Origin of the sequence: Pelagibius sp. 7325 (assembly GCF_037652055.1) — a bacterium.
Lineage (GTDB): Bacteria > Pseudomonadota > Alphaproteobacteria > Kiloniellales > Kiloniellaceae > Pelagibius.
Map to the genome: position 1 here is coordinate 157,148 of NZ_JBBKAH010000001.1, position 20,010 is coordinate 177,157.

18 protein-coding genes are annotated in these 20,010 nt (G+C 68.3%); 9 read left to right on the plus strand and 9 right to left on the minus strand.

Features of this window, described 5'->3' with window-relative positions; genetic code table 11:
- Positions 1-40 precede the first annotated feature (40 nt).
- The gene (gene xdhA, locus WDC82_RS00750; protein WP_340115316.1) at positions 41-1,513 is read right to left on the minus strand and encodes a xanthine dehydrogenase small subunit; all 1,473 of its coding nucleotides are present in this window, start codon (positions 1,511-1,513) and stop codon (positions 41-43) included.
- A 5-nt stretch (positions 1,514-1,518) separates the two neighbouring features.
- Positions 1,519-1,893 carry a hydroxyisourate hydrolase gene (gene uraH, locus WDC82_RS00755; RefSeq protein ID WP_340115317.1) on the minus strand — a complete coding sequence of 125 codons (375 nt, stop codon included), beginning with the start codon at positions 1,891-1,893 and terminating at the stop codon, positions 1,519-1,521.
- Between the two features lie 261 nt (positions 1,894-2,154).
- On the opposite strand from uraH, the gene puuE reads away from it, so the two are divergent.
- From puuE to WDC82_RS00775, 4 genes are read left to right on the plus strand one after another with little or no spacing between them, the layout of a single operon-like run.
- Positions 2,155-3,075 (plus strand): allantoinase PuuE, encoded by a 921-nt coding sequence (puuE, locus tag WDC82_RS00760; protein ID WP_340115318.1) that lies wholly within the window; start codon positions 2,155-2,157, stop codon positions 3,073-3,075.
- Positions 3,072-3,578, plus strand: a complete 507-nt coding sequence (gene uraD, locus WDC82_RS00765; protein WP_340115319.1) for a 2-oxo-4-hydroxy-4-carboxy-5-ureidoimidazoline decarboxylase — start codon at positions 3,072-3,074, stop codon at positions 3,576-3,578. Before puuE ends, uraD begins: the two co-directional genes overlap by 4 nt.
- Complete coding sequence (locus tag WDC82_RS00770) at positions 3,575-4,855, plus strand: allantoate amidohydrolase (protein ID WP_340115321.1); 1,281 nt, start codon at positions 3,575-3,577, stop codon at positions 4,853-4,855. The genes uraD and WDC82_RS00770 overlap by 4 nt, the downstream gene beginning before the upstream one ends.
- A 10-nt stretch (positions 4,856-4,865) precedes the next feature.
- Complete coding sequence (locus WDC82_RS00775) at positions 4,866-6,110, plus strand: M20/M25/M40 family metallo-hydrolase (protein WP_340115323.1); 1,245 nt, start codon at positions 4,866-4,868, stop codon at positions 6,108-6,110.
- 72 nt (positions 6,111-6,182) lie between these two features.
- Here WDC82_RS00775 and WDC82_RS00780 read toward each other — a convergent pair whose 3' ends face one another.
- Positions 6,183-7,178 (minus strand): sugar-binding protein, encoded by a 996-nt coding sequence (locus WDC82_RS00780; protein ID WP_340115324.1) that lies wholly within the window; start codon positions 7,176-7,178, stop codon positions 6,183-6,185.
- Positions 7,179-7,681: 503 nt separating this feature from the next.
- On the opposite strand from WDC82_RS00780, the gene WDC82_RS00785 reads away from it, so the two are divergent.
- The 5 genes from WDC82_RS00785 (at position 7,682) to WDC82_RS00805 (ending at position 12,296) form a co-directional block, all read left to right on the plus strand.
- The gene (locus WDC82_RS00785; protein WP_340115325.1) at positions 7,682-8,422 is read left to right on the plus strand and encodes an ATP-binding cassette domain-containing protein; all 741 of its coding nucleotides are present in this window, start codon (positions 7,682-7,684) and stop codon (positions 8,420-8,422) included.
- Between the two features lie 25 nt (positions 8,423-8,447).
- Positions 8,448-9,497: an ABC transporter permease gene (locus WDC82_RS00790; protein WP_340115326.1), complete on the plus strand. Its 1,050-nt coding sequence runs from the start codon at positions 8,448-8,450 to the stop codon at positions 9,495-9,497.
- A 33-nt stretch (positions 9,498-9,530) separates the two neighbouring features.
- Entirely contained in the window at positions 9,531-10,301 is a 771-nt protein-coding gene (locus WDC82_RS00795) for a class I SAM-dependent methyltransferase (RefSeq protein ID WP_340115327.1), read from the plus strand.
- A gap of 79 nt (positions 10,302-10,380) precedes the next feature.
- Positions 10,381-11,946, plus strand: a complete 1,566-nt coding sequence (locus WDC82_RS00800; RefSeq protein ID WP_340115329.1) for a gamma-glutamyltransferase — start codon at positions 10,381-10,383, stop codon at positions 11,944-11,946.
- An 89-nt stretch (positions 11,947-12,035) separates the two neighbouring features.
- Positions 12,036-12,296 (plus strand): DUF6455 family protein, encoded by a 261-nt coding sequence (locus WDC82_RS00805; RefSeq protein WP_340115331.1) that lies wholly within the window; start codon positions 12,036-12,038, stop codon positions 12,294-12,296.
- Between the two features lie 184 nt (positions 12,297-12,480).
- Here the strand turns inward: WDC82_RS00805 and WDC82_RS00810 are convergent, their stop codons facing one another.
- From WDC82_RS00810 to WDC82_RS00835, 6 genes are all read right to left on the minus strand, one after another.
- Positions 12,481-13,098 (minus strand): hypothetical protein, encoded by a 618-nt coding sequence (locus tag WDC82_RS00810; RefSeq protein ID WP_340115332.1) that lies wholly within the window; start codon positions 13,096-13,098, stop codon positions 12,481-12,483.
- Between the two features lie 127 nt (positions 13,099-13,225).
- Entirely contained in the window at positions 13,226-14,659 is a 1,434-nt protein-coding gene (locus WDC82_RS00815; protein WP_340115333.1) for a homospermidine synthase, read from the minus strand.
- Positions 14,660-14,756: 97 nt separating this feature from the next.
- The gene (locus tag WDC82_RS00820) at positions 14,757-15,353 is read right to left on the minus strand and encodes an N-acetyltransferase (RefSeq protein ID WP_340115334.1); all 597 of its coding nucleotides are present in this window, start codon (positions 15,351-15,353) and stop codon (positions 14,757-14,759) included.
- A 20-nt stretch (positions 15,354-15,373) separates the two neighbouring features.
- Entirely contained in the window at positions 15,374-16,504 is a 1,131-nt protein-coding gene (locus WDC82_RS00825) for a type III PLP-dependent enzyme (protein ID WP_340115335.1), read from the minus strand.
- Between the two features lie 519 nt (positions 16,505-17,023).
- Entirely contained in the window at positions 17,024-18,163 is a 1,140-nt protein-coding gene (locus tag WDC82_RS00830) for a putative sulfate/molybdate transporter (protein WP_340115336.1), read from the minus strand.
- 250 nt (positions 18,164-18,413) lie between these two features.
- Positions 18,414-19,898 (minus strand): alkaline phosphatase D family protein, encoded by a 1,485-nt coding sequence (locus WDC82_RS00835; protein WP_340115337.1) that lies wholly within the window; start codon positions 19,896-19,898, stop codon positions 18,414-18,416.
- Positions 19,899-20,010: the final 112 nt, after the last annotated feature.

Below are 20,010 nucleotides of genomic sequence, written 5' to 3' on the forward strand. Positions count from 1 at the left end.
CCGCCATGATCCCATCATGCGGGACGCGGCGCAAAGCCCTCTAGCCGGTAAAGGCCCCCACCCCCACCAGACGGGTCGCCGTCTCCGGCTGTGTCGTCTCCATGAAGCAGCGCCGCAGCAGGTTCTGTGCCGCCTTCAGGCGGTAGGCGGCGCCCGCGCGCCAGTCGGTCAGCGGCTGGAAGTCCTCGGCCAGGGCCGCGATGGCGCCCGCCAGCGTTTCTTCGGTCCAGGGTTGCCCGATCAGCGCCGCCTCGGCCGCCGCCGCGCGCTTCGGGATGCCGGCGAGGCCGCCGTAGGCGAGCCGCGCCGCTGTCACCCTGCCGCCCTCGATCTTGAGATTGAACGCGCCGAGGACCGCCGTGATGTCCTGGTCGAAGCGCTTGGAGACCTTGTAGGCGCGAAAGACGCTGCCGGCCGCTGGCAGCGGCAGCGTGATGCGCTCGACCAGCTCGCCCGGCGCGCGGTCCTGCTTGCCATAGTCGAGGAAGAAGTCTTCCAGCGGCAGGGCGCGCCGCGCGCTGCCTTTGCGCAGGTGCAGCGTGGCGCCGGCGGCGATCAGCAGCGGCGGCGAGTCGCCGATCGGCGAGCCGTTGGCGATGTTGCCGCCGAGGGTCCCGGTATTGCGGATCTGCACCGAGCCGAGGCGGCGGATCACCTCCCCCATGTCGGGGTAGTGCCGCGCGATGAGTGCCCGCGCGTCGCTGTAGGTGACGCCGGCGCCGATCTCCAGCGCGCCGTCTATCTCCTCGATCCTCTGCAGTTCGGCGACGCGGCCGGTATAGATCACCGTCTGCGGGCGCTTCAGCTGCTTGGTGACCCAGAGGCCGACGTCGGTGGCGCCGGAAACCAGCGTCGCCTCGGGTGCCCTTTCATAGAGCTCCGCGAGGTCGTCCAGCCGCGCCGGCGCATAGAATCGCCGCTCGCCCGCCTCGTCCTCCAGAACGAGGGGTTCACCGTCCTGCATGGCGGCAAGGCGTTTGGCTGTCGCCTGCGCATGGGCGGCGAAGGCGTCCGCGCAGGGATCGTGTTCATAGGCCTGCTGCGCGGCGCGCACGATGGGCGCGTAGCCGGTGCAGCGGCAGAGGTTGCCGGCCAGGATCTCGTCGATTACGTCTTCGTCAGGCACCGTCTCGTGGTCGCGGGTCATCGCAAAGAGCGACATGACGAAGCCCGGGGTGCAGAAGCCGCATTGGGAACCGTGACAATCCACCATGGCCTGCTGCACCGGGTGCAACTTGCCGCTCTTAGCCAGGTGCTCGACGGTGAGGAGCTGGCAGCCGTCCAGCGAGCCGGCGAGCTGGATGCAGGCATTCACCGCCTGGTAGCGCAGCCTCCCGTCGCGCGGCTTTGCAACCACCACGGTGCAGGCGCCGCAGTCGCCCTCGTTGCAGCCCTCCTTGGTGCCGGTCAGGTGCTCCACCTGACGCAGGTAGTCCAGCACCGTCATGGTGGGGTCGAGCGTGACGAGGCGGCGCGGAGCGTCATCCAGCAGGAATTGGATCTCGCCGCGCATGCCCCTCAGCTCCCCCGGTAAGTCGAATAGCCGTAGGGCGAGATCAGCAGCGGCACGTGGTAGTGCTGGCCGGGCTCGGCGATACCGAAGCGGATCGGCACCACGTCCAGGAAAGGCTCGTCGGGAAGATCCACACCCTGGCGGCGGAAATACTCGGCGACATGGAAAACCAGCTCGTAGGCGCCGGCGGCAAAGGCCGCGCCCTCCAGCAGCGGGCCGTCGCAGCGGCCGTCCGCGTTGGTCTCGGCGGAGCACAAATGATCACGGCGATTGTCAGAAATTCGGAAAAGATCGAGGCTGACCCCGGCGGCGGGCCGCCCGCCCGCCGTATCCAGCACGTGGGTCGTCAGCTTGCCCGGCGCTTTACCGTCATTCGCCACCTTGTCGATCCCCTCCTGCCCGGGTCCGGCCGCGTTTCTTGAGGTTTCCTTTGCCCTTTACGGGCGGAACCTGATTGACTAGAGGATCCTGGAGTGCCGCCGCGGACCTTCTGAAGCGGCTCATTCTTGCGGCTCGCGGCGGCTATCGGAAGACTACTCCCTCCGGAAGCAGTTTCAAAAAAAACATGCAAATTCAGCCGCCTTCGTCCGCGTTACTATGATCCGGGGGTCAGCCTGGGCGGGCGGCAGAAGAAGGGGACCATGAAGAAGACTGCGACCGGCGACTATCCGCGCGACCTCGTCGGCTACGGCGAGACGCCGCCCGACCCGCAGTGGCCCGGCGGCGCCCGCCTCGCGGTGCAGTTCGTCATCAACTACGAGGAAGGCGGCGAGAACTCCATTCTGCACGGCGACGCCGCCTCGGAAGCCTTCCTGTCGGAGATCGTCGGCGCCCAGGCCTGGCCGGGCCAGCGCCACATGAACATGGAGTCGATCTACGAGTACGGCAGCCGCGCCGGCTTCTGGCGCCTGCATCGCCTGTTCACCGCCGCCGGCATCCCCGTCACCGTCTACGGCGTCGCCACCGCCCTGCAGCGCAACCCCGCCGCCGTCGCCGCCATGCAGCGTGCGGACTGGGAGATCGCTTCCCATGGCCTGAAGTGGATCGAATACAAGGACTTCACCAAGGACGAGGAGCGCCGGCATCTGAACGAGGCGATCCGCATCCATACCGACGTGACCGGCGCCCGGCCGCTGGGCTGGTACACGGGCAGGAGTTCCATCCACAGCCTGGAGCTCGTGATGGAGGAAGGCGGCTTCCTCTATTCCGCCGATTCCTATGCCGACGACCTGCCCTACTGGGTTGAGGGACCGAAGGGGCCGCACCTCATCGTGCCCTATACGCTCGACTCCAACGACATGCGCTTTGCCACGCCGCAGGGGTTCAATTCGGGCGACCAGTTCTTCGCCTATCTGAAGGACTCCTTCGACATGCTCTATGCTGAGGGCGTGGCCGGCCAGCCCAAGATGCTGTCGGTCGGCCTGCACTGCCGACTCGCCGGGCGGCCGGGACGCGCCGCGGCGCTGAAGCGCTTTCTCGACTACGTCATGTCCCATGATGGCGTGTGGCCGGCGCGGCGCATCGACATCGCGCGCCACTGGCACGACAAGCACAAGCCGTGACCAGGGTGGCGATAGAGGACCGCGCGGCTTTCGTCGCCCGCTTCGGCGGCGTGTTCGAGCATTCGCCCTGGGTCGCCGAAGCGGCCTTCGAGGCGGGCCTGCCGGTGCTGCCGTGGACGCCGGAAGGGCTGCACGCGGCCATGGTCCTGGCCATGCGGGCCGGCAGCGACGAACAGAAGCGCGCGCTCATCGCCGCGCACCCGGACCTTGCCGGACGCCTCGCCCGGGCCGGGCGCCTGACGGCGGAATCATCGAAAGAGCAGGCCTCCGCAGGCCTGGACATGCTGAGCGACGCCGAGCGCCAGCGTTTCACCGCGCTGAACGAAGCCTACAAGGCAAAGTTCGGCCTGCCTTTCATCATGGCGGTGAAGGGGCATACGAAGGACAAGATCCTCGCCGCCTTCGAGCGCCGCCTGAACAATGACTCGGCGGCGGAGTTCGCCACCGCCCTCAAAGAGATCGAAAAGATCGCCCTGCTACGCTTGAAGGACCTGCTGCCATGACCCTCTCCACGGAATCCCTGGCCGGCACCGGCGCCTGGATCAAGGCGATGGTCGACGGCTGGGCGCACTTCAGCGAGGAAGAGGACAAGCTGACCCGCGTCTTCCTCAGTCCCGAGCACAAGGCCTGCGCCGAGGCGGTGAAGTCCGCCATGCGCGCCGCCGGCATGAGCGCGCGCATCGATGCCGTCGGCAACGTGGTCGGACGTTACGAGGCGGAAGGCCACGAGGACGGCGCCACGAGCGCCAAGACGCTCATCACCGGCTCGCACATCGATACCGTGCGCGACGCCGGAGCCTACGACGGCAACCTGGGCGTGGCGCTGCCGATCGCCTGCATCGCCGACCTGGACGCGCGCGGCAAGCGCCTGCCCTTCGCCGTCGAGGTCATCGCCTTCGGCGACGAAGAAGGCGTGCGCTTCCCGACGACGCTCTCGGGCTCGCGCACCATCGCCGGCACCATCGACACCGCCGTGCTGTCGGTGACCGACGCCGAGGGCATCCGCCTGGACGACGCGCTGAAGCATTTCGGTTGCGACCCTTCGGCCATCGCCGGCGAGGCGCGCAAGGCCGAGGACGTGCTGGCCTTCGTCGAGGTGCACATCGAGCAGGGCCCGGTTCTGGAGTCCGAAGGCCTGCCGGTCGGCACCGTCACCGCCATCAACGGTGCCAGCCGCTTTGCCATCACCGTCGAGGGCATGGCCGGCCACGCCGGCACCGTGCCGATGCACCTGCGCAGGGACGCGCTGGCCGGTGCCGCCGAGATGATCGCCGCCATCGAGCAGCGCGCTGCGGCCGAGGAAGGCCTGGTCGCCACCGCCGGGCGGATCGCCGCCGCGCCGGGCGCCATCAACGTGATCCCCGGCAAGGTGACCTTCACCCTGGACCTGCGCGCGCCCGCCGACGAGCAGCGCCGCGCCGCCGTCGCCTCGGTGAAGGAGAAGCTGCAGGCCATCGCGAAGCGCCGCAACCTGGAGCTCGATCTGGAACTGCTCTACGAGGAAGGCGCCGCCGCCTGCCACCCCGGCCTGATAGACCAATTGGATGCCGCCACCCAGCGCCAGGGCATCCGCGCGCTGAGGCTGCCGAGCGGCGCCGGCCACGACGCCATGGCGCTTTCCGCGCTCTGCCCCATCGCCATGCTGTTCGTGCGCTGCGGCGGCGGCATCAGCCACAATCCGCTGGAGAGCATCACGGGAGAAGACGCCGAGACGGCCGCCCGCGTGTTCCTCGACTTCCTCGAACACTTCGATCCGAACTTCCGCCCGAACTTCCGCTGAGTATCCCCTGATGAGCGATTTCGAAGCCACCATCGCCGACACTCTGAACGACGCCCGTGAGGCACAGACGCGGTTCCTCGCCGAGCTGGTGAAGGTGCCCTCCGACAATCCGCCCGGCGACTGCCGCGCCCACGCCGAGCGCGCCGCGGAATTGCTGGAGGGCCTCGGCTTCACGGTGGAGCGCCACGCGGTGCCGCAGGAGACCGTCGAAGCGGCGGGCATGATCAGCGCAACTAACCTCATCGTGCGCCGGACGTTCGGAAAAGGCGGCCCCACCATCGCGCTGAACGCCCACGGCGACGTGGTGCCGCCGGGCGAGGGCTGGACGAAGGACCCCTACGGCGCCGAGGTCGTCGACGGCTGGATGTACGGGCGCGGCGTCGCCGTCTCCAAGTCCGACTTCGCGACCTATACCTATGCCCTGATCGCGCTGGACGCGGCGGCCAAGGCGGGCGCCGGTCTGAACGGCACCATCGAGCTGCATTTCACCTACGACGAGGAAGCCGGCGGCGAGATCGGCCCGCGCTGGCTGATCGACCAGGGCCTCACCAAGCCGGACCTCTCCATCGGCGCCGGCTTCTCCTACAACGTGGTGACGGCGCACAACGGCTGCCTGCACCTGGAAGTCACCGTCACCGGCAAGTCGGCCCATGCCGCCATGCCGTTCACCGGCCACGACGCGCTGGAGGCCGCCAACGCGGTGCTGAGCGCGCTCTACAGCTGGCGCAACGGCCTCGCCGCCAAGACCTCGAAGATCGTCGGCATCGGCAGCCCGCAGTGCACCGTCGGCCTCATCTCCGGCGGCATCAACACCAACGTGGTGCCCGACAAGGTGAGGCTGCGCCTCGACCGCCGCATGATCCCGGAGGAGAACCCGGATGCGGTGGAGCAGGAACTGCGCGGCCTCATCGAAGCGGCGGCCAAGCCCTTCCCCGGCATCGCGGTGAAGATCCGCCGCATCCTGCTGGCGGCTCCGCTGACGCCGCTGGACGGCGGCCAGACACTGGTCGACCGGCTCTCCGAGCGCGCCACCGCCGTGATGGGCGAGCGCGTCGAGGCCAAGGGCGTGCCGCTCTACACCGACGCGCGCCACTACACGGCGGCCGGCATTCCCACCGTGCTCTACGGCGCCGGCCCCCACACCATCGAGGAAGCCAACGCCCACCGCGCCGACGAGCGCCTGCCCTTGGACGACCTCTACAACGCGACCGAAGTGGTGGCGCTGACGCTCTACGACCTGCTGAGCGGCAGGTAGGCGTCCCACTCCTCAAAAAAAGGGGCGCCCCGGAAGAGGCGCCCTTTGAGGGGGGAACAGGGAGTTGAAGTCTTACTTCGCCAGGCAGCTGTCGACATTGTCCGGCGTGCACTCGTCGAGGCCGGTGAACAGCGGGTCGCTGGTCGGCGCGCCCTTGATCAGCTCGATCATCACCGAGGGCGCCTTGTAGCCCATCTCGAAGGGACGCTGGCCGATCTGCACATGGCTGCGGCCGGCCTTCAGGGCCTCGATCTGCGGCGGCAGGGTGTCGCCGGCGACGATCACGAGTTCCTTGCTCTTCAGCTTGTCCATCACCTGATCGGTCACCTGGGCGTAGGCCTGCGGCGCGAACTGCGCCCAGCCGCCAACGAGGATGAAGGCGTCGAGGTCCGGGTTGGCGGTGAAAGTATCGGCCATCTGCTGGTTGGCGAGGTCGGCCTGGTCATTGGTGTAGAGCGGGCAGCCGTTGATCTCCGCCCAGCCGTTCTGGCCGCTCAGGCGGTCGACGCCCTTTTCGCCGGCGATGGTGTCGCGGAAGCCGGCGGCGCGCGCATTGATGTTGTCCGCCGCCACGTTGCCGAGCTGCAGGCAGACGGTGCCGCCCTCGGGCTTCAGCTTCATGGCATGCTCGGCCATCTTCACGCCCATCAGGTAGTTGTCGGTGCCGAGGTAGGTCTCGCGCAGGGCCGTATCCTTCGCGAGGAAATCGGCATCGATGGTCATGATGGGAATCGAGGGATCCCGCTGACGGATGAGGTTCGCCATGGCCGGCGCGTTGGACGGCGATATGGCGATGGCGTCGACGCCACGGGTCAGCAGGTCGTCGACGATCTGGACCTCACCGGCCTCGTCGGCGCTGGAGGCCGGGCCGGTGTAGAGGCATTCGTATTCGGAATTGGGGTTCTCGGCCAGCCACTTCTTGCAGCCGAGGTTGATCTGTTCGAAGAAGGGGTTGTCGAGCCCCTTGACCACGATAGCTAGGGTCTTCTTGTCCTGGGCCTCGGCACCGGCAGCCAGGATGGAGAGCAGCGCCGCCGCCAAGACGACGCGCGGGTTTCTCAGCACCATAGAACTTTCCTCCCATGTCGTGCGCGGCCATTGCGCCGCCGCTGTTATCAGCCTGGTGACCAGGCCTTTCTTGGATCGTTGCCCGGTCGTCGGATGCTCCGGGCCATCTCAATCAAACAGAAGGAGTCGCACAGCTACAGGCGGGCGATCGCGGGGCCCGTCCCGGCATTGTTTCGTCGGCGATGAAAGAGCACCGCCAGAAGGACGATAGCGCTACCAGACTAATCCTGCTAATTTTGATTAGTCAATTTGATTTGTACAATCTGCAGAGGTAATCGGTGCTGCAGAGCAATGCGCGGCGCCCCGCCACGACCGCGAGGCGACCACGCTATACTTTTGGAAAGAAAAGGAACTGGGCCCCGGTGGCGGCCCTTCGCGGATGCAATGAAAGCGCGAGAGACCACCCCTTGAGTTTGACGCCCCTGAACGCCAGGCGTAAGGGGGACGGCAGGGAAAACAAGCAATAAGCCCTGGCACGGGCCTCCGGGGAGGGGTAACGGCCGATGACCACCCTGACGCTGTCCGCCGTATCGAAGCACTTCGGCGCCATCCGGGCGCTGAACGACATCTCCCTCGCCCTGCACTCCGGCGAGGTGGTGGGCCTGATGGGCGACAACGGCGCCGGCAAGTCCACCCTGGTGCGCATCATCGCCGGCAACTTCCCGCCGAGCAGCGGCCAGATGGCGATCGAGGGGCGCGGCGTCGCCTTCCACGGGCCGGCCGATGCGCGCGCCGCCGGCATCGAGATCGTCTACCAGGACCTGGCGCTGTGCGACAACCTGACGGCGGCCGCCAACGTCTACCTGGGGCGCGAACTGACGAAGACCATCGGCCCCTTCCACCTGTTGAACTACAAGGCGATGTACCAGCGCGCCGGCGAGCTGTTCGCCGAACTGAAGTCGGAAACCCGGCCGCGCGACCTGGTGCGGCGCATGTCGGGCGGCCAGCGCCAAGCGGTGGCGATCGCCCGCACGCGCCTGTCGGATCCGAAGATCGTGCTGATGGACGAGCCGACGGCGGCAATCAGCGTGCGCCAGGTGGCCGAGGTGCTGAACCTCATCCGCCGCCTGCGCGATCACGGTATCGCGGTCGTGCTGATCAGCCACCGCATGCCCGACGTCTTCGCGGTCTGCGATCGCATCGTCGTGCTGCGGCGCGGCCACAAGGTCGCCGACAAGCCGATCGGCAACAGTTCCCCGGAAGAAGTGACGGCGCTGATCACCGGCGCTCTCGAGACGGCCTGATGGAAACGGCATAGAAGAGACAGCCATGAGCAGAGCCGAAGAGCGTGGAGGCGGCATGGCGGGCGAAGAGACCGGCGCGATGGCGGGGCTGGAACAGGCCATCGGCAAGCAGATGCACGGCAATCCCCTGAGCTGGCTGGTCAGCCGGCAGACCTTCTGGGTGTTTCTCGCCGCTGTGATCGCTTGCACGGCGCTGTCGCTGGCCACCGATACCTTCGCGACCGAACGCAACCTCTTCAACGTGACGCGCAATTTCGCCTTCGTCGGCATCGTCGCGCTGGGCATGACCGCGGTCATCATCGTCGGCGGCATCGATCTGTCGGTCGGCTCGGTTGTCGTGCTCTCCGCCATGGTCACCGGCATGACCATGGCCGCCGGCTGGCCCATCTATGTCGCGATCCCCCTGGCGCTGCTGGCGTCGCTGGGGGTCGGCCTGTTCAACGGCGTCATGGTGGCCTACCTGAAGGTGCCGCCCTTCGTGGTGACTCTGGGCGTGCTGTCGGTGGCGCGCAGCCTTGCCATGGTGCTGTCCGACAACAAGATGGTCTACGAATTCGGGCCCGACCACCAGGCGCTGCTGACCCTGGGCGGCGGGTCGACCTTCGGCATCCCCCATCCGGTCTACGTGCTGGTCGCCCTCGCACTGGCGACCGGCTATGCCTTGCGCTGGTCGCGCTGGGGCCGCCACATCTTCGCCATCGGCGGCAACGAGCAAGCCGCGACCATGACCGGCATCCCGGTGCGCCGCGTGAAAATCTCGGTCTACATGTCCGCCTCGCTGCTGGCCGGCATCACCGGCGTGCTGGAGGTCGGCTGGCTGGGCGGCGTCACCACCAACCTGGGCCAGGGCATGGAGCTGACCGTTATCGCCGCGGCGGTGATCGGCGGTGCCAACCTGGCCGGCGGCATCGGCACCGCCTTCGGCGCCGTGGTCGGCGCGGCGCTCATCGAGGTGATCCGCAACAGCTTGATCTTGCTGGGCATCAGCACTTTCTGGCAGGGTACCTTCGTCGGCAGCTTCATCATCGTCGCGGTGCTGTTCGACCGTCTGCGGCTGCGCCACGCCAACGACTGAACCGCGCGCGCAACACCCGAGGCCGACGCCCCCTTGCCTATCGACGACCGCCTTTACGACGATCCCGAACTCGTTCAGTTCTACGACCTGGAGAACGGCTGGCGTGCCGACTTCGATTTCTGCGCCGGGCTGGCCGCCGACGCGCGCTCGGTGCTGGATCTCGGCTGCGGCACCGGTGAGCTGGCGGCAGGCATCGCGCAGCGCTTTCCGGACTGCGCCGTCACCGGCGCCGACCCCGCCGCCTCGATGCTGGAGATCGCCCGGCGGCGGCTCGGCGGTGACAAGGTGGCATGGGTGGAGGCCGACGCGCGAACGCTGGATCTCGGCCGCCGCTTCGACCTCATCGTGCTGACCGGCCACGCCTTCCAGGTCTTCCTGACGCCGGAGGACCAGCTTGCGGCGCTGCGGACCATCGCGCGGCACCTGAACCCGCGCGGCAGTTTCGTTTTCGACAGCCGCAACCCGAGCGCCGAGGAATGGCGCACGTGGGTGCCGGAGGAGTCGCGGCACGAGGTCGAGCACCAGACCCTCGGCACGGTCGAAGCCTGGAACGACGTGGCTCACGACCCGGCAAGCGGCATCGTCACCTACGAGTCCCACTACCGCGTCGCCGGCAACGGCAAGCACCTGACCGCCACCTCCAAGATCCGCTTCACGCCGAAGGAAGAGCTGGAAGGCTTGATCGCCGAGGCCGGCCTGCACGTGACGCGCTGGTATGGCGATTGGCAGCAAAATCCCTGGACGCGGAAGTCGAAGGAGATCATCCCGCTGGGCGGATTGGTGCAACTGGCCGCCGACGGCTGAGGCTTGGGCGCGGCTAACAGAAGCCTGTAAGCTTGGCCTTTGCACCCTGTCTTTTCCCGAGTCGTTCGCCGGAGTCTCCATGTCCTCGTTTTCCCGTGCCCAGGTCACCCGCAAGCCGGCGACCGTTTCGCCCCACGGCATCGTCGCCGCGCAGCACCGCAAGGCCGCCGAGATCGGCGCCGAGGTGCTGAAGGCGGGCGGCCACGCGGTGGACGCGGCGGTCGCGACGTCCTTTGCCATCGGCGTGGTGGAACCCTGGATGAGCGGGCCGGCGGGCGGCGGCGCGGCGATGCTGTGGGACGCCGAGGCGGGCAAGGCCGAGGCGCTGTTCTACGGCATGCGCGCGCCGGCAGGCCTCGACCCCGCCGACTTCCCGCTGACTGGCGCGGAGTCCTCGGGCGACCTCTTCCCGTGGAAGGCGGTGCTGGACGACCGTAATGTGATGGGCGCCACCGCCGTCGCCGTGCCGGGCGTGGTCGACGGCCTGGGCAAGGCGCACGCGCGCCATGGCCGCCTGCCGTGGAAGGACCTGCTGCAACCCGCCATCGCGCTGGCCCGCGAAGGATTCCTGGTCGACTGGTACGTCGCCCTGCAGATCACCGGCGCGGCGCGCAGCCTGGCGCGCGATCCCGACGCGGCGGCGCGCTTCCTGGCCGACGGACAATGGCCGCGCGTCGCCAACTGGACGGCCCTCAGCGACCAGCGCATCGACATGGCGTCCATGGCGCCCAGCCTGCAGGCCATCGCCGACGAGGGACCGCGCGCGCTCTACGACGGCGACCTCGCCGCGGCCCTGGCAAAGGACGTCGAAGCCAAGGGAGGCTCCCTGCGGCTTGCCGACCTCCGGGCCTACCACGCCGAGTGGCAGGACCCGCTCAGCTTCGGCTACCGCGAGGCACGCTTCCACGTGACGCCCCATCTGACCGCCGGGCCGACCATCGCGGATGTGTTCTCCCGCCTTGAAAACGCCGTCACGCCGGGCAAGGCGCCCGAAGGCGGAACCTACGCGGCCTACGCCGCCGCCCTGAAAGCCGCCTACGCCAAGCGCCTGGAGAACGACGGCGATAACGAGGACCCGTGGGCACCGGCCTGCACCACCCACTTCTCGGTCGTCGACAGGGACGGCAACATGATCGCCGTCACACAGACTCTGCTGTCGGCCTTCGGATCGCGGGTGGTCTCGCCCTCGACCGGACTGCTGCTGAACAACGGCATCATGTGGTTCGACCCTGAGCCGGGAAAGCCGAACTCGCTGGCGCCCGGCAAGCGCTGCCTGATGAACGTCTGCCCCCTGATCGGTGAAGCGGACGGAAAGCGATTTGCGCTGGGTGCGTCGGGCGGCCGCAAGATCATGCCGGCGGTGGCGCAGCTCGCCTCTTTCCTGGCCGATTTCGGTATGAGCCTGGACGCCGCCTTCCATCATCCGCGCATCGACCTTTCCGGCGGCGATACCGTCATCGCCGACGACAGCCTGGCCGCCGCCGTGCTGGAGACCCTGGCGCGGGACAACCGGGTGGTGACGACAAGGCGCGCGCCCTACCCCTTCGCTTTCGCCTGTCCGGCGGGTGTGCTGCGCGACGGCGGCGAGAATCACGGCGCCACTGAGCCGCTGTCCCCCTGGGGCGACGCGGTGGCCGGCGGGTAAGCCGCCGCTTCTTCCCGGTCTTTGATCCAGCGCAAAGCAGGGCATCGAAAAAGCCGGAGAATGGGCGGACTGCTAGAGGGAGCCGCCCGATGACCACCTTTCTTTCCCGCCTGGAAGTCCGCAGCAAGCTGATGGGCCAGATGATGGAGCGCTGCGGCGTCAATCCGGCGTACATGGCGCGGGATCGCTGCGGCATCACGATGATGCAGGCGGCGCACATCTGCATGACCTGCGGGCGGGCCAAAAACTGCAGCACCTGGCTGCGGGCCACGGAAGACGGCGTGCTGCAGGATCCGCCGAGCTTCTGCCCCAACGCGCGGCGCTTCCGCCAGATGCAAGAGGCCCACTGACACAAACCGACGACATCGGTACAAGAGATTGGCGTGGGCACTGCCCTCTATCTCGAAACCGATGAGGGCACCGACGTCGCACCGGCCCCTCAACGCGTCGGACTGTCTGGAAAGGGCTGGAACGGTCGGGAACGATCCGCGGTGCCGTCGCACTCAAAACCTACGAGCAGCGCCGGCGCTTTGCCTATAGATCCTCCTGGCGCGGCGCGCGCACCATACCGATCAGCAGGCGGACGACCTGACCGTCGCGCACCAGCGGCAGGCCGATGCGCCACCAGGCGGAGAGAAAGAACTCCATCGCCGGGGTGTAGCGCAGCAGCAGCGGCTCGGGGCGCAGCAGCTGCGCGCGGTAGGTCACCATCAGAAAGGCGATGAACGGCACGGCCATCTCGCCCATCCTCATGCCCGTCATGTCGATGTCCAGGGTCTTGCTGATCTCGCTGCCATGCAGACGCATCTGGAAATCTTGGCCGCCGTCAAGCACATCGAGGAGCGAGATGGCGCCCAGCGCCGGCCGCAGCGCCAGTGGATCGACCATTTCCGGAGGCGGAGGGGCGCCGGAGGCCGCCACCGCCTGCGCCCACCACTGGGCGAGGAAGCGCAGAACCTCCTCCTCCATGTCATCGGGCCGCGGGTTCCAGACCATCACCGGCGGTGGGCTGCCAAGCCTCGCCATCAGCGGGTTGCAGCAGTTCAGTTCACCATCCGCCAGGCGCCGGGCCAGCGCCCAGGACTGCGCCTCCTCCAGCGTTCCCAAGGCACGCTGGAACCTCGGATCCTGAGAGCCGACGACGAAAGTCAAGGCGGATACCCCCGGATGCACTGCGGCCCGTGAGGCTCAGGCTACACCGGATCATCCAGGATGTTTAGCTGCAATGTCCTACACAAAATGGACCGGACGGGGCGCGGCCCGCCTCAGGCATCGTGGCTTACCGCACTAGGATGTTGCGGAACTGCCAGGGGTCGGCGGAGTCGAGGTCCTCGGGGAAATAGCCGTGGCGGTTGCAAAGCGGCGTCCAGTCGGTGTAGACGCCGGTGACCGGTCCCAGGTACGGACGCTGCACCTTAAGGCAGCGCACGTGATCCATCTCGTCGGTCTCGACGATGCCCGCCTTCGGGTTCTCCAGCGCCCAGACCATACCGGCCAGCACTGCCGAGGAAACCTGCAGGCCGGTGGCGTTCTGGTAAGGCGCCAGCTTGCGGGTTTCCTTGATCGAGAGCTGCGAGCCGTACCAGTAGGCGTTCTTGGCGTGGCCGAAGATCAGCACGCCCAGTTCGTCGACCCCGTCGACGATCTCATTCTCGTCGAGAATCTTGTGGGTCTTGGGCGCTTCGCCGCCGCGCCCGAACATCTCGTGCAGGCTCAAGACTGCAACATCGGACGGATGGTAGGCGTAGTGGCAGGTCGGGCGGAACACCGGCTTGCCGTTCTCGCGGACCGTGTAGTAGTCGGCGATGGAGACAGCCTCGTTGTGAGTGACCAGGAAGCCGTACTGCGCCTGCGCGGTCGGCGTCCAGGAGCGCACCCGGGTATCGGCGCCGGGCTGCAGCAGATAGATCGCCGGACGTTCACCGTCCTCGTGGCCGCGCGCGTTCGCCGGCACCCACTTTTCGTGGGTGCCCCAGCCCAGCTCGGCCGGCTGCATGCCCTCGGAGATGAAGCCCTCCACCGACCAGGTGTTCCAGAACTGGTTCATCGGCCGCGGCTCGCGCGCGCGCTGGGTATCGCGCTCGGCGATGTGCACGCCCTTGACGCCCAGGCGCTGCATCAGTGCCGCCCAGTCCTCGCGGCTCTGCGGGTTGCCCGCGTCGACACCGGTGTCGCCGGCGATGTTCAGGAGAGCCTGCTTCACGAACCAGGAGACCATGCCGGGGTTGGCGCCGCAGCAGGAAACCGCGGTGGTGCCGCCGGGGTTGCGCGCCTTTTCCCGGCGCACCGTCTCGCGCAGGGCGAAGTTGGTGCGCTGGCCGGGATCGGCGCCCTCGTCGAAATAGAATCCGGCCCAGGGCTCGACCACGGTGTCGATGTAGAGCACGTCGAGCTCGCGGCAGAGCTTCATGACGTCCAGGGAGGAGACGTCCACCGAGAGGTTCACGCAGAAGCCCTGGCCGTCGCCGGCCGTCAGCAGCGGCATTAGCATGTCGCGGTAGTTGTCCGGAGTCAGCGCCGCCTGGATGAAGCGGATGCCGCGCTCGTCGAGCAGGGCCTTGTCGCTGTCGTCCGGAGCGATGACGACGAAGCGGCTGCTGTCGAAATCGAAATGCCGCTCGATCAGCGGCAGGGTGCCGCGCCCAATGGAGCCGAAGCCGATCATGACAATGGGGCCGCTGATGGCGCCGTAATCGGGCCAAGGTGTGGTCATGGCAAAAAACTCCCTGTTTCGGCCCCCGACACCTGCGGCCGCAGGCGCCTAGGTCGGGGGCCGACTTACAAAGCGGCAGCTTGCGCGAATTCTCGCGTCAGTTCAAAGGCTGCCGGATGACGGTCATGTTGCGGGATACCGCGCCGGCCGAGCCGGTGAGCGGCAGCGGAAAGGAAGCGGCGGCCGGATGCCAGGCACCGGCGGCACGCACCAGGCCGCGGGCCTCGGCAAGCGCGCCGGGCCGCAGCTCGTGGCCGAGGAAGCGGTGACGCTCCACCGGCCCGGGCATCTCAAGGTTCTCGGTCAGCGCCGCACTGAAGCCGAAGCGGCGGTAATAGGGCGCATCTCCGACCAGGATCACGCCGCCGTGGCCGGTCGCCGCCGCGCGGTTAAGAGCACTGCGCATGAGGCGGGCGCCGATGCCCTCGCCCTGACGCTCCGGCGCGACCGCCAGCGGCCCGAGCAGCAGCAGACTGCCAGCGCCCTTGCCGTGACCATGGCCGGCAGAGATCGCCCACAGCCGCACCGTGCCGACCAGCCGGCCACCCTCGCGGGCGGCCAGCGCCAGTTCCGGCAGGCGCCCGTCGCGCAGGCGCTGCGAGGTCTTGGCGAAACGCTCCGGACCCATGGCATGGTCGAGCAGCGCCTCGCGGGCGCCGGTTTCGCCCGGCACCTCTTCGTCGATCGTCAGCATCGCCCGGAACTCCCCGCGCGTCAGATGACGATGGCTTGCAGCGGCGCGAAGCCGTTGAAGCCGATCGAGCTGTAGGTGGTGGTGTAGGCGCCGGTGCCCTCGAACAACAGCATGTCGCCGATCTCCAGCGACAGCGGCAGCAGGTAGGGCGTCTTCTCGTAGAGCACGTCGGCGGAATCGCAGGTCGGGCCGGCGATGACGCACGGCCCCGCCTCGGCGCCGTCGCGCTCGCTGCGGATCGGATAGCGGATCGCCTCGTCCATGGTTTCGGCCAGGCCGCCGAACTTGCCGATGTCGAGGAAGACCCAGCGAGTGTCCTCGGAGGGATCCTTCTTGGAGATGAGCACGACCTCGGTCTTCAGGATGCCGGCGGAACCGACCATGCCGCGGCCCGGCTCGATGATGGTCTCGGGCACGCGGTTGCCGAAGTGGCGCAGGATGGACTCGCGGATGGCGACACCATAGAGGTTCGCCGCCGGCTCGTCGCCGCGATAGCGGGCCGGGAAGCCGCCGCCCAGGTTCACCAGGGTCAGGCGGATGCCGCGCATCGCCATGATCTGGAAGATCGCACTGGCGCTGGCGATGGCCGCGTCCCAAGCTTCGGTGTTGCGCTGCTGCGAGCCGACGTGGAAGGAGATGCCGGCGGCAACGAGACCGGCACGGTGCGCGGCCTCCAGCACGTCGGGGGCGTGCTCCGGGGTGCAGCCGAACTTGCGCGACAGCGGCCAGTCGGCACCGGCACCGTCGCAGAGGATGCGGCAGAACACGCGCGCACCCGGGGCGGCACGGGAGATCTTCTCGACTTCCGGCAGGCAGTCGACGGCGAAGAGCCGCACACCCAGATCAAAAGCAGCGGCGACGTCGCGCTCCTTCTTGATGGTATTGCCGAAGGAGATGCGCTCGGGCGTCGCGCCGGCGGCCAGCGCGGCCTCGATCTCGGGGATCGAGGCACAGTCGAAGCAGGAGCCCATGGCGGCCAGCGCGGAGAGGATCTCCGGCGCCGGGTTCGCCTTCACGGCATAGAAGATGCGGCTGTCGGGCAGCGCGCTCTCGAAGGCGCGGAAGTTTTCGCGCACCTCTTCCAGGTCGACGACGAGGCAGGGCCCGTCGTTGCGGTGGGTACGCAGGAACTCACGAATGCGGTCGGTCATCGGGTTCTCCCGTAAATCGACGTCCAACAAGTGTCGGCTGCTGCCTGGAGAGTTCCACCGCTATGGAGACGGCGGCCCGGGTGCGTACCGACCGTCGCGCGCTCACGCCGAATATCGGCATGGTCGTCGCGACCCCGAAGTTCTGCCTTCGATTGGAACGGGAGACCCGGTCCGCACGGCTGGCAAGGATGTAGCTGCCTCTTCAGTAACCCCGGCCTTTGGAAAGCCGGCAGAGACCAAAAAAGCCCTCTACGTCGTTGCTTTAAGCCGCTCGGCCCTCCGTAGCGTTGGAGAGCCCCGCCTTGTCGACCGGAGGTCGTTGGGCGTCGTGGGAGCGACCACGGGCACGTGCGAATTTGGGCAGGGGGTAAATATGCCCGGACGGGTTCGGATGCAAGAAATTTTTTTCGTTATTTTCGCTGGCGGATTAAGGGTTTGTTCAATCTCGCCGGCAGGGTTCCGGGAGGACGGCGAGAAGGGCCGTTTTCCGCCATTGCGCTCCGTCGGCGCTCCGCCGGATCACTTCCGCGGCGAGCGCCGGCCCTCGAAAACCTGGCGCGCCAAGCCGCGGCCGACCTCGATGGTCCAGCCGATCGCCAGGCCGACGGCCGCGTCGAAGACCAGGGTGCCGAGCGCTGTCAAGGCGATGGCGGGCCAGCAGTCCGGCCGGGCGTCGAAGAGACGCTTGGAGATCGCCAGCTCCGCCCCGGCGAGGACAAGAAAGGCGCCGACCGCCGGCAGCGGGATCATCGCCAGCAGGCCGAGGGCGGCATCGGAGAAGAACAGCGCGAGTATGAGGCAGAGGGCGCCGAGCAGCAGCGGCGCCGCCCCGCTGCGCGCGCCGAAGCGATGATGCGCCTGCAGGCCGCCGGCGCCGTGGCACATGGGCAGGGCGCCGAAGGGCGCCAGCAGGAGATTGGCAGCACCCGAGGTCAGGCAGAGTCTGCGCTCGGACACGCGCGCGCCGCCGTCCGGATAGAGACCGCGGGCCAGCGCCGCGGTGATGATCACGGCATTGGTGATGGTGAGCGCGATCTGCGGCAGCACCGCCATCTGCAGGGCCGCGCCCATCTCGGCAAAGCTCGGCAGCACGATTCCCGGCAGCGAGAAACCGGGCGACAGCGCGCCCATAGACGGCGCCAGACCGCCGACCTGGCCGGCCAGCAGCGCGATGGCGAGGCCGACCAGCGTCGCCGGGCAGCCGGGCACCAGAGTGAGCCCGGCAAGCAGTGCCAGCACGGCACCGCCGAGCCAGGGCGCTTCGGCGATCAGCGTAACGCCGAACCAGGCGAAACTGAGGCCGATGCCGAGGCGCAGGCCGGCGATCACCGAAGCCGGCACGGCGCGCGCCAGCCGGTCGATGGCGCCGGTAAGTCCCAGCACCAGCAGCACCGCGCCCAGGATGAGGCCGGTGGCGGCAACGGCACCGGGTGGCAAGCCGGCGGTGACGATCACCGCCGACACGGCCTTCATCGGCTGCACAGGGATCGGCAGGCGGTAGACGAGACCGGTAAAGAGGTAGAACAGGCCGAAGCCGAAGAGCACGCCGCCGGAAGCCAGGCCGCCGACGGTCAGCACGGAGATGACGTGCGGCAGGAAGGTGCCGAGGTCGCCGAAGGCGCCCCCCAGTTCGCGCAAATTGAAGCGGAAAGCCGGCACGCCCCTAGCTTTCCGCCGACGCGCCGGCCGGCAGGGCGGAGAATTCCAAGCAGGGGCAGCTGCAGATTCTACCATTCCGCTGCGTAATTTCCGCCGCCCGCCGGACTCTGCAGCCGTGGTACACCAGTGTCATCCTCTAGCATTACACCGGAATCCGACGAGAATCCAAGCGCCGCCACCGCCGGGAAGTCTCGCCAGGGCAATACTTACCGAAGAGCCGGCCACGGGCGGCGGCACGGCATCCGCCAGGCTACAGGGCGAGCGGCAGCGTCGGGCCGCCCTGCTCCAGTTCCCAGTGAGCCAGCCACTGCCCGCCACGGCGCTTGAGGACGAGGTAGTTGCGCTCGGCGGTATAGATGGCCCGGCAGCCCGGCAGCGGATGCAGACGAATGGGGTGCCCGGGGAGTGGCGACGCGCCGAGCCTGGCCAGCAGGCCGAGGCCGCGGGCATACGCCGTCGCCGGTGCCGGATGGGTGATGCCGGAGGCGACCAACTGGTGCAGCGGCCCGGCGGCGGCGGCCAGTGTGCCCCGCGTGGCGAGATGGATCTCGCCGGAGAGGACGGTAACCGGCGTCGCGCCGCGGCTGTGCACCTCGACCAGCAGCGCGAGGAAGTCGCGCCACTCCTGGCGGTGGGCACGACTCTGCCACTGATCGCGCAGGTCGTCCTCGTACTTCTCCATGCGCGGGGTCAGGTGCATGACGGCCTCGACCCAGGAGAGCCGCGGGCCGAGGGCCGGCACGCTGGAAAGCAGCAGCACGCGGCCGGCGTCGGCCGCGGCCAAGGCGTGGCGCAGGCCCTGCCAGCCGCGCTCGCCCATGACGCGGTCGCGGCGGCGCTCGGAGCGCAGGTCGGGCGCGACGAGGTGGCAGCCCGGCAGCTTCAGGTGCCAGCCGAGGCTGACACCCTCGGGGTCGAGGAAGAGGTCGGGCAGCGACTCCTCAGCGCCGACGGCGCACTGGAACAGCAGGAAGAACTCGCGCGCGACCTCGAAGATGGCGCGGCCGAGCGGCGAGTCCATGCGCTCGGCCGGCAGCGAGCCCCAACCGTCGCAGATGTCGTGGTCGTCCCACATCGCAAGAGTCGGCACCCGTGCCATGAGCCAGGCCATGTCGGGATGGCGGTAGAGTTCGAGGTAGCGCAGGAAAAGCTCTTTGCGCATGGCTTCGCGCAGCGGGCCGGCATCTGCCGAGCGGTGACGGCGCCAGGCGGCGACCGGACGATGGCGCTCGCGGGCGTGCAGGTTGGCAACCTCGTCGGCGTAGATTTGATCGCCCCCCTGGAGCAGCAGATGGAAGGGATCTTGCGCGTGCTGCTGCGCGAGGCGGCGCCACAAGGCATCGCGCTCGGCGATGTCGCGCTTGCGGTCGTCGCTTTCCTGGCCGTTGCAGGAGACAAAGGCCAGGCGGAGATCGCCGATGAAATCCGTGCGCAGCGGATAGTGCACACCGTCGAGGCTGTAGCCGGTCTCGGTGGCGAGGGGCAGCTCGAAGTCGTAGGCCAAGGCGTGCAGGCCGGCGAAGCGCAGCAAAGCGCGTCCCGCGATGGACCCGCGCGCTTCGGTGGAGAGCGTGGGCGCCGGCCCGGCCTCGCGGCACACCACCAGCGCGCGCAGGCGGACGATGGGGCCGTCCACGCCGCGCAAATAGAGGATCGGGCCGATGCCGGCTTCGGCCGCCATGTCGGCGCCGGTCAGTTCCTCGCCTCCGGCAGACAGTTCGACTTTTTCATTCAACTGGGGAAACTCCCTCTGTCCTGCGGAAAACCGGCGGGCGTGTCGGATGGTTCCCTGACGGTACCAATCCGGAAACGAACCATTTGCCGCAGACGGCGTTGCTTCCCGAGAG

Coding starts and splice junctions, on each gene's coding strand:
- xdhA (WP_340115316.1), bottom strand. CDS start 1,513: ATGCGCGGCGAGATCCAATTCCTGCTGGATGACGCTCCGCGCCGCCTC.
- puuE (WP_340115318.1), top strand. CDS start 2,155: ATGAAGAAGACTGCGACCGGCGACTATCCGCGCGACCTCGTCGGCTAC.
- WDC82_RS00770 (WP_340115321.1), top strand. CDS start 3,575: ATGACCCTCTCCACGGAATCCCTGGCCGGCACCGGCGCCTGGATCAAG.
- WDC82_RS00775 (WP_340115323.1), top strand. CDS start 4,866: ATGAGCGATTTCGAAGCCACCATCGCCGACACTCTGAACGACGCCCGT.
- WDC82_RS00780 (WP_340115324.1), bottom strand. CDS start 7,178: ATGGTGCTGAGAAACCCGCGCGTCGTCTTGGCGGCGGCGCTGCTCTCC.
- WDC82_RS00785 (WP_340115325.1), top strand. CDS start 7,682: ATGACCACCCTGACGCTGTCCGCCGTATCGAAGCACTTCGGCGCCATC.
- WDC82_RS00790 (WP_340115326.1), top strand. CDS start 8,448: ATGAGCAGAGCCGAAGAGCGTGGAGGCGGCATGGCGGGCGAAGAGACC.
- WDC82_RS00800 (WP_340115329.1), top strand. CDS start 10,381: ATGTCCTCGTTTTCCCGTGCCCAGGTCACCCGCAAGCCGGCGACCGTT.
- WDC82_RS00805 (WP_340115331.1), top strand. CDS start 12,036: ATGACCACCTTTCTTTCCCGCCTGGAAGTCCGCAGCAAGCTGATGGGC.
- WDC82_RS00815 (WP_340115333.1), bottom strand. CDS start 14,659: ATGACCACACCTTGGCCCGATTACGGCGCCATCAGCGGCCCCATTGTC.
- WDC82_RS00820 (WP_340115334.1), bottom strand. CDS start 15,353: ATGCTGACGATCGACGAAGAGGTGCCGGGCGAAACCGGCGCCCGCGAG.
- WDC82_RS00825 (WP_340115335.1), bottom strand. CDS start 16,504: ATGACCGACCGCATTCGTGAGTTCCTGCGTACCCACCGCAACGACGGG.